The sequence below is a fragment of the Oleiphilus sp. HI0086 genome (genome assembly GCF_001635225.1).
On sequence record NZ_LWFZ01000759.1, the window covers coordinates 1 to 6,798 of the forward strand.

General features: G+C 39.2%; 7 protein-coding genes. 6 read left to right on the forward strand and 1 reads right to left on the reverse strand.

Annotation, left to right across the window (positions count from 1 at the left end):
• From A3756_RS12985 to A3756_RS13005, 5 genes are all read left to right on the forward strand, one after another.
• Positions 1 to 295 (forward strand): LysR family transcriptional regulator (locus tag A3756_RS12985; RefSeq protein ID WP_231875537.1); only part of this gene is annotated, 295 nt, incomplete at its 5' end.
• 249 nt (positions 296 to 544) lie between these two features.
• Entirely contained in the window at positions 545 to 1,147 is a 603-nt protein-coding gene (locus tag A3756_RS12990) for a LysE family translocator (protein ID WP_068510259.1), read from the forward strand.
• A 276-nt stretch (positions 1,148 to 1,423) separates the two neighbouring features.
• Positions 1,424 to 2,050 (forward strand): FAD-dependent monooxygenase, encoded by a 627-nt coding sequence (locus A3756_RS12995; RefSeq protein ID WP_068553646.1) that lies wholly within the window; start codon positions 1,424 to 1,426, stop codon positions 2,048 to 2,050.
• A 1-nt stretch (position 2,051) separates the two neighbouring features.
• Positions 2,052 to 2,513, forward strand: a complete 462-nt coding sequence (locus A3756_RS13000; protein WP_068553647.1) for a hypothetical protein — start codon at positions 2,052 to 2,054, stop codon at positions 2,511 to 2,513.
• Positions 2,514 to 3,187: 674 nt separating this feature from the next.
• A complete protein-coding gene (locus tag A3756_RS13005) occupies positions 3,188 to 4,078 on the forward strand; it encodes a hypothetical protein (RefSeq protein WP_068553648.1) in 891 nt (296 codons plus the stop codon).
• 26 nt (positions 4,079 to 4,104) lie between these two features.
• Here the strand turns inward: A3756_RS13005 and A3756_RS13010 are convergent, their stop codons facing one another.
• Positions 4,105 to 5,445: a site-specific DNA-methyltransferase gene (locus A3756_RS13010; protein WP_068553649.1), complete on the reverse strand. Its 1,341-nt coding sequence runs from the start codon at positions 5,443 to 5,445 to the stop codon at positions 4,105 to 4,107.
• A 439-nt stretch (positions 5,446 to 5,884) separates the two neighbouring features.
• On the opposite strand from A3756_RS13010, the gene A3756_RS13020 reads away from it, so the two are divergent.
• Entirely contained in the window at positions 5,885 to 6,481 is a 597-nt protein-coding gene (locus A3756_RS13020) for a hypothetical protein (RefSeq protein ID WP_068553651.1), read from the forward strand.
• The last annotated feature ends 317 nt before the right edge of the window (positions 6,482 to 6,798 follow it).

Below are 6,798 nucleotides of genomic sequence, written 5' to 3' on the forward strand. Positions count from 1 at the left end.
AGGATTTGCGCTTGTAATGGCTCATGAAACCCCGACACTAAGACAGTTGGAATACTTTGTCTGCCTTGCAGAGTCTGCAATATTTCGTGGTGCGGCAGATATCATCAATATTAGTCAGCCAAGCGTTAGAGATATTGATCAGCTAAATTTATCAAGAATGCACGTTTTAGCATGGCGCCAGAATTGTCCTAATCGGGGCTTTTATCGCCAACTGGCAAAAGAAATACGCACACTGGCTAAAACCAACCTTTGTGATGCCAAGCTTAGCTTCGTATTAGATACTGATAATGGCTAGGCAAAAAAGCTCGTTGACTCAAATCTATAATCAACCAATATGAATTAAGTATGACCTTGAGTTACTATTTGGGTAGTTATTACAATGAACAAAGTATCCATACGAATACAGGTTTTATAACTCTTGGACAGTATGAACAATAAGCAGGTTAAGTATGCAACTACTTATATGCAGGGAAGCCTTCGTTCCAAATAAAACCACCCTGTTTCTTCGCCATTATTAGTAGGGTTGTAACCTACTGGGTATATCATGTATTTCGCATTAGCAGCATTAACTTTTGGCTTAGTGGCAGGGCTGAAACCGGGGCCTTTAGGTGTGTTTGTGATTCATCAAACCATGTCAAAAGGTAATTACAATGGGTTTATGGCTAGCCTTGCACCTATTGTAACCGATGGGCCAATTATACTTCTGGCATTGCTGTTAACGTTGCAGCTTAATGATATAGGCTTGTTTATCTCTGCGATTTCTGTCTTTGGCTCTATGTACCTAGCTCTTATTGCATACAAAATACTTAAAACTCCAAACAACATCGACCCTAGTGTCGGGGGTAGCAAAAGCTCAAGCTTAGCTACGGCAGTAAAAATTAACTTCCTAAATCCAGCACCGTATATATTTTGGCTAACTATTGGCAGTAGCTATATTTTCATGGGCTCTAATATAGAGGCTGTTGTATTTATTGTTTGTACATTATTTAGTCTGTGTATTACGAAATTTTCTGTGGCTCTCTTTATTAAAGCCTTAGGAGAGCGGTTCAACCCGAGAGTTTACGCTGTCGTGCTTAAGTCGCTTTCTGTACCGTTGCTAATATTTAGTGGCCAGTTACTGTTTTCTGGTATCTCAATATGGCTGTAAATGGCATTGGCTATATCAATGACAGGCACGGCTACAAGTTTGTCGCCGCGCCTTTAAACTAGTGTTTGCTTTGTGCGATTTGCGTAATAAAGAATTTGATGGCTCACCAAATCATCGTCAAGTTTACTTAGCTTGGCTTAATACCTAAAACGGTTAAAGAAACAAATTGTAGAATTCAGGTGTAAAGCTAAGTCTTTAATGTTTATAATGTAAAGATTAACAAAGATTAAACATGCTCGGTAGTAGTACCGGTTGGCATAAAAGGAATATGAGAATATGAGAATTATTATCATTGGCGGTGGGCCGGCCGGGCTCTATTTTGCGAGTGCCATGAAAAAATTCAATCCTGGCTTTGACATCACCGTTTATGAGGCTAAAAATGAATCAATCAACTCATTTGGTTTAGGCTACACGCTACAGGGGCTGACCAAAGATTTGTTAGCGCATTTGGATGAGGATTATTTCACATCACTCTTTGCGAATAACACTCCGCCGAGACTCTCACAAGCCACCGTAAAAACCAATAACGACTGCCAAACCTTTAAGTTTTCTGATGGACACTGCGTTTCCCGTTTTGAATTGATGCGCTATTTCAGAAATAAAGCTACGTCACTCGGAATAACTATCGAAGAGAAAAAAGTGCTTCCATCTGAGCTAAGTCAGCTACAAGATTCCTGCGACTTATTGGTTGGAGCAGATGGCGTAAACAGCATTGTACGAAAAGAATATGCGGCTAAATTTGTCACACAGCAGCATGAAGCAAAAATAAAGTTTACTTGGTTTTATAACGACTCACCAAAACCTCAAACAAATGTCAGGTTTTACGTCATTAAAACATCTACCGGCTTCATTCAGTTGTCCTCCTACCCCCCTAACGGACACCAGGCAGGCTGTTATCATTGAAATGACCGAAAAGTGCTTTCAATCGAGTCGCTTTCTCCAGCAAAGCCCAGCCGAAGCTATCCCCCATCTTAATAAGATATTCACCAGCGAAGAAGACAAAATTGACTTGGTTTCTACCAATTTGCCCTGGTTTTCTTTCAAGATGAATACCGTTAAACACCTTTTCCATGAAAATATGGTTCTAATTGGCGATGCGGCTTTTTCTTTCCACTATAGCGCGGGCGTTGGTTTGCAAACAGCATTTAACATGGCTAACGCATTAACAACATGCTTTCAGAGGTGTAATGACATCGACACCATTCTCAATCATTACTCAGAAATGACACCAATCGCATTGCGCGCCCCAATTGATAAATCTTTGAATGATATTAATTGGTTAGAAAATATAGACGAACATTTGCTAAACACCCCAGAACATCGGCTGATCGAACATTATTTAGAAAAAAACAAGTACACTAAATAATTGAAAATCCATTCAAACCAAAAGAGATTAAACCTTTGGAAAAAACCAGATTTAGCTACTGGTATCTGGCTTGTTATTTTGAAGGGGCCAAAGTGACTGACGCTAAGTTAAGGCTTAGTCCAAATTTTTAGTTATACCCACCTAGGTTAAATAATTTGGACATCCTACTAAAGCACTAAAACCTGGTGGGCCGCTGTGGTTAATATTGAGTGGGGAGGGTATGCGAATCTTTCCAAAAGGTGGGAAGAGTTTGTTTGATAAATTGTAGTCATGGATAAGGTGGACATTACTTTAGTAGTTAAAGCTGATGTTCCCTAGCATCGAGAATTCGCTTTCGTTCAGCTAGATTTAGTACCTTTTGACTTAAAAAGCGACCGCCTGTCGTATATCCTGAGAACTTACAAGAACGAATCAAAAACTGTATATAAAACAAGTGGCTAAGAAACTGGTGTAAAATCACGATATACGACATAGTGTCGCATTTCTTAATAGTTTTTGAATCTCGGACTTCTGCGGAATCCAGTCATGGTGTATGATTCGAGTAATATCAGAACGATTTTAAAAAAAGGATATACGACAGGTGGATATACGACCTTATGTCGTAGATTCAAATGTTAGGCATACATGTATTCAAATCAATATCGGAAAGGAGAGTGGCGTAAGCCCTAAGTTATATGGCAGTAAATTTATCATTTTTATCTGAGATTGATGATCCAGAATCAGTTGTCACGGCGATCCCATCAAGCCCTACTTTTCCAGAATTTGTTGAAGGTCGATTTAATAGATATGGCGTGTTTGTAGACTTATTCCAATCCTTAATTATGGAATCGTCCTCATCTGCTGAATTGCTGGATGCGATCCGCAATCCAAAAGTTTATAAGGCTGATGTAAGAATGCCTCTTCTTAAGCTTTTTAGAAGGTGCGTTAGTACTGTCATAGATACCGAAAAATCCAAAAAACTAATGAATCCAACCTCAATGTTCGTTGATAATTACGGGCATACTTTTAAAGATATCAACCTTCTTAAAAGGCAGTTTTCTAATATGCCCGAGAAGGATAAATACGCTCTGACTTCACTAATTGGTGAGTATGATGACCGAGGCAAGCAAGGTTACATCTTAACAGACTTATTCTTTACTTGGTTTGAAGATAGGTTTTCAGAAAATCTTACTATTGAAGGGCCAAGAGGAGCAGGAAAAGATATTCAATTGCAAAGTATATTTGAAGACTTTGATAGTGATTACCCCTGTGATTTTGTCATCAGAGACTTTGATAGTAGCGAGGTTCTAGCGGTCGGATTTGCACGTTATGATAGCACTAGAGGAGGCTCACAGTCTGATGACCGAACAGGTGGAAATAATGATAAAGTAATGAAAGCCGATGAATTTACAAAATCATCTAACACTAATTTTAAATTGTTATTTTTATCAGATGGCCCCGGTTTGACGCATCGAGATACTTGGGAAGAAGCCTGTATTCTTGATGGCAAGCTAAGTGATAGAGTGCGAGTGTCTACTTTAAAGTTAGCAGATGATAGAATAACTGAGCAATGGCTAAGAAATTAAATGTGCAGCTTACGCTGCACATTTAATTATATTTTTGCTAGTAATTTAACTTCTTTATGGTGTTTTTCTAAGACATCGGAATCAACATAGAAATTAAACTCTGTCCTGAAGTTTTCTGGTAGCGGGGCTTGATCAGAACTAAACATATCATTTGTTCGATCAGCCTCCTTTCCATTTACGTAATCTCCCATTTCCTCCAACCCATGCCGCAACCTCTTCAAGGTTGCCTCAGCAGCAGTGAAGGATTGATCAATTCCGATCCATTTTCTACCTAACTCATTCGCTGCATGAATGGTAGTACCAGACCCATTAAACGGATCGAGAACAATGTCACCCTCATTGCTAGATGCGTTAATAACCATCTTAAGCATGTCTAGGTTTTTTTCTGTTGGGTACCCTGTAATTTTGATGCTTTGATGGTGAGCGTCTCGATATTGATCCCAATAATCTGTAAGTGGACGTTGCTTGTTTTGTGGCAAATACACTTTCCGCCTAGGGTTTCCATTTTTCGACCAGTGAATTTCGCCGTTAGCATCTAAAGCGTCCAATTTTGCAGGGGTTAGTTGCCAATGCTTCCCTTTTGGAGGATTCATTCCTTTCCAAGGTTTTCCCGTTTCCCCATTTCTCACGCCTGGTGCGTGTATTGGTACCAGCTTATACCGTCCTTTTTCATCCTTTTTTGTATATTCTTTATTAATCCACTCTTCTGTTGCTGGCACACTTGGTTGATTCCATATATAAGTGTCAGTTTTAGAGTAAAACAATATGTAATCATTCAAATTAGGGTATTGGTTTTTTGTATAATTTTTGGAGCTGCATTTCTTTCTAACAATCATGTTTCTGAAGTTGTTTTCGCCAAATACTTCATCCATAACCAACTTTAAATGAAAAAGCATTTGATGACCTATGTGCACATAGATAGAACCGTCATCTGTAAGTAACTCACGCATTAATATTAGACGCCTTCTCATGAATTCAATCCATGAGGCTGTACCAAAAACGTCTTTATAAGCGTGCTTCAGTGCTCTTGACTGAAAGTCTTTTCCAGTACCATATGGAGGGTCTAAATAAATCAAGGAAACCTTACCGCTATGGCATTCGAGCAGCTTTTTAAGACCATAAAAATTATCTGCAAGTAAAAAGGCATTTACGTCTATATCTTCTATGGGCGAAACTTTGCCTTTACCATCAATAGAGGAATACTCATGATCTACATCACTAAATATTTCATCTTTGGAAAGCTTATTTGGATAATTTAACTCAAAACCATCTTTATTTGAGGGTAATGGAAAAGGCTCGCTCTTAGCAGAGTCCGCAAGAAGTGCATCTTCCCCCAACTTTTCGCCTTTCACTATGCCTGTAGCCATGCCGTGCCTCGAAAACTTATACTTTTATCTACCATAGCACAGCTCCTTACAATACACAACTTGTGTAAGTTGTGTATTTTGCATAATTTACTTAACAGTGCTAACCTTCTGAAAAAAACGAGACACTCTTGTGAGCCAAGCAAAATTCAAAAGATTTAATTTTAGCCTTACTGAACCTGTCAGTAAGGATATCGACGAGATCAGTTTACTCCCCCGAGACTTTAAGTGCAGCAGAAGTGATGTTTTGAAGGCTGCCATATTATCTTTTAAAAAACTATCGAAAGCAGAGCAAATTGAAATATTAAGAAAGGTTTGTGTTGATAGTGAAAATGCCTAACAAGGCGCTGCTGTCGGACAAGTTTTCCGCTGCGCTCCAAATTTGCCGCAGAGCGCGGCGTTAAATTTTTTACAAAAAACAGAGACGAGGAGGTCTCAAAAAATGACGAAAACAATAGTAGCTTTATCGGTTCTCACGCTCGCTGGGTGTGCATCATTTACACCTACAAAGGAGCGTTTTGAAGGCTATAAAATATATGATATTAAAGCAGAGGTGTCATCTTCAATAACGATGAAACTGTCCAATAGTCTCAAGGAAGCAATGCAAGAAAACGCTGATAATGTAAAGTTTGAAAACAACTTACCACCTGCAACTCTACCAGATGATGTTGGTCGTTTTGAGCTAGTAAATCCATTTGAAAATGCAAAAGGTTTTGCTGCTTTAGCAGGTGCATCAATGAGAGTGCCAACTTGCAAAGATGCAGTTATTCAAGCAACTTCAAATGACAATTTTGCCGGCGCAGAAAACACCACTTTCTTTACATGCTTAATGCCTTACAAAGAAGGTTACAAAATGAATGTGTATTATGCATTTACTAAGGTATCTGGGGGTTTTTCTACTGAAGCTCTTGGTAGAGCTTTAGCTCAATCAGTTGTTGGCGATAGTAGCCAATTTATTCCAAGAACTGTCTCTGCTCTAGAAACAGCAATTACATCAAATGGAGTTGCACTCAATTTAATTGATAGTTATCCAAACTAAATTTAACAAGTGCATCTTGCAAGGACTTGGGTAAACTGTCACCTTTTGTGCAAAAATACGCACAAAAGCCGCCACTTTACCCAAGCCGCAAATGCAGGCGTTGGTATGACTCCCCACGTCAAGAGGCCCGCACAAAATCCTGCCGGAACCTCGGCCAGAGCCTTTCTTTTTAATTAACATTCTTCCCGTTAGGGAAGCGTCAACGCATCAGATGAAGCAAGTAATTTCGACGGTGATCATGCTGGTATTCGTGGGTTGCTAACGCGACGCGTTAACCTATCCAACCTTACTTATTACGTCGTGGTGCCTGTCTTCAG

Coding starts and splice junctions, on each gene's coding strand:
- A3756_RS13005 (WP_068553648.1), top strand. CDS start 3,188: ATGGCAGTAAATTTATCATTTTTATCTGAGATTGATGATCCAGAATCA.
- A3756_RS13020 (WP_068553651.1), top strand. CDS start 5,885: ATGACGAAAACAATAGTAGCTTTATCGGTTCTCACGCTCGCTGGGTGT.
- A3756_RS12995 (WP_068553646.1), top strand. CDS start 1,424: ATGAGAATTATTATCATTGGCGGTGGGCCGGCCGGGCTCTATTTTGCG.
- A3756_RS13000 (WP_068553647.1), top strand. CDS start 2,052: ATGACCGAAAAGTGCTTTCAATCGAGTCGCTTTCTCCAGCAAAGCCCA.
- A3756_RS12990 (WP_068510259.1), top strand. CDS start 545: ATGTATTTCGCATTAGCAGCATTAACTTTTGGCTTAGTGGCAGGGCTG.
- A3756_RS13010 (WP_068553649.1), bottom strand. CDS start 5,445: ATGGCTACAGGCATAGTGAAAGGCGAAAAGTTGGGGGAAGATGCACTT.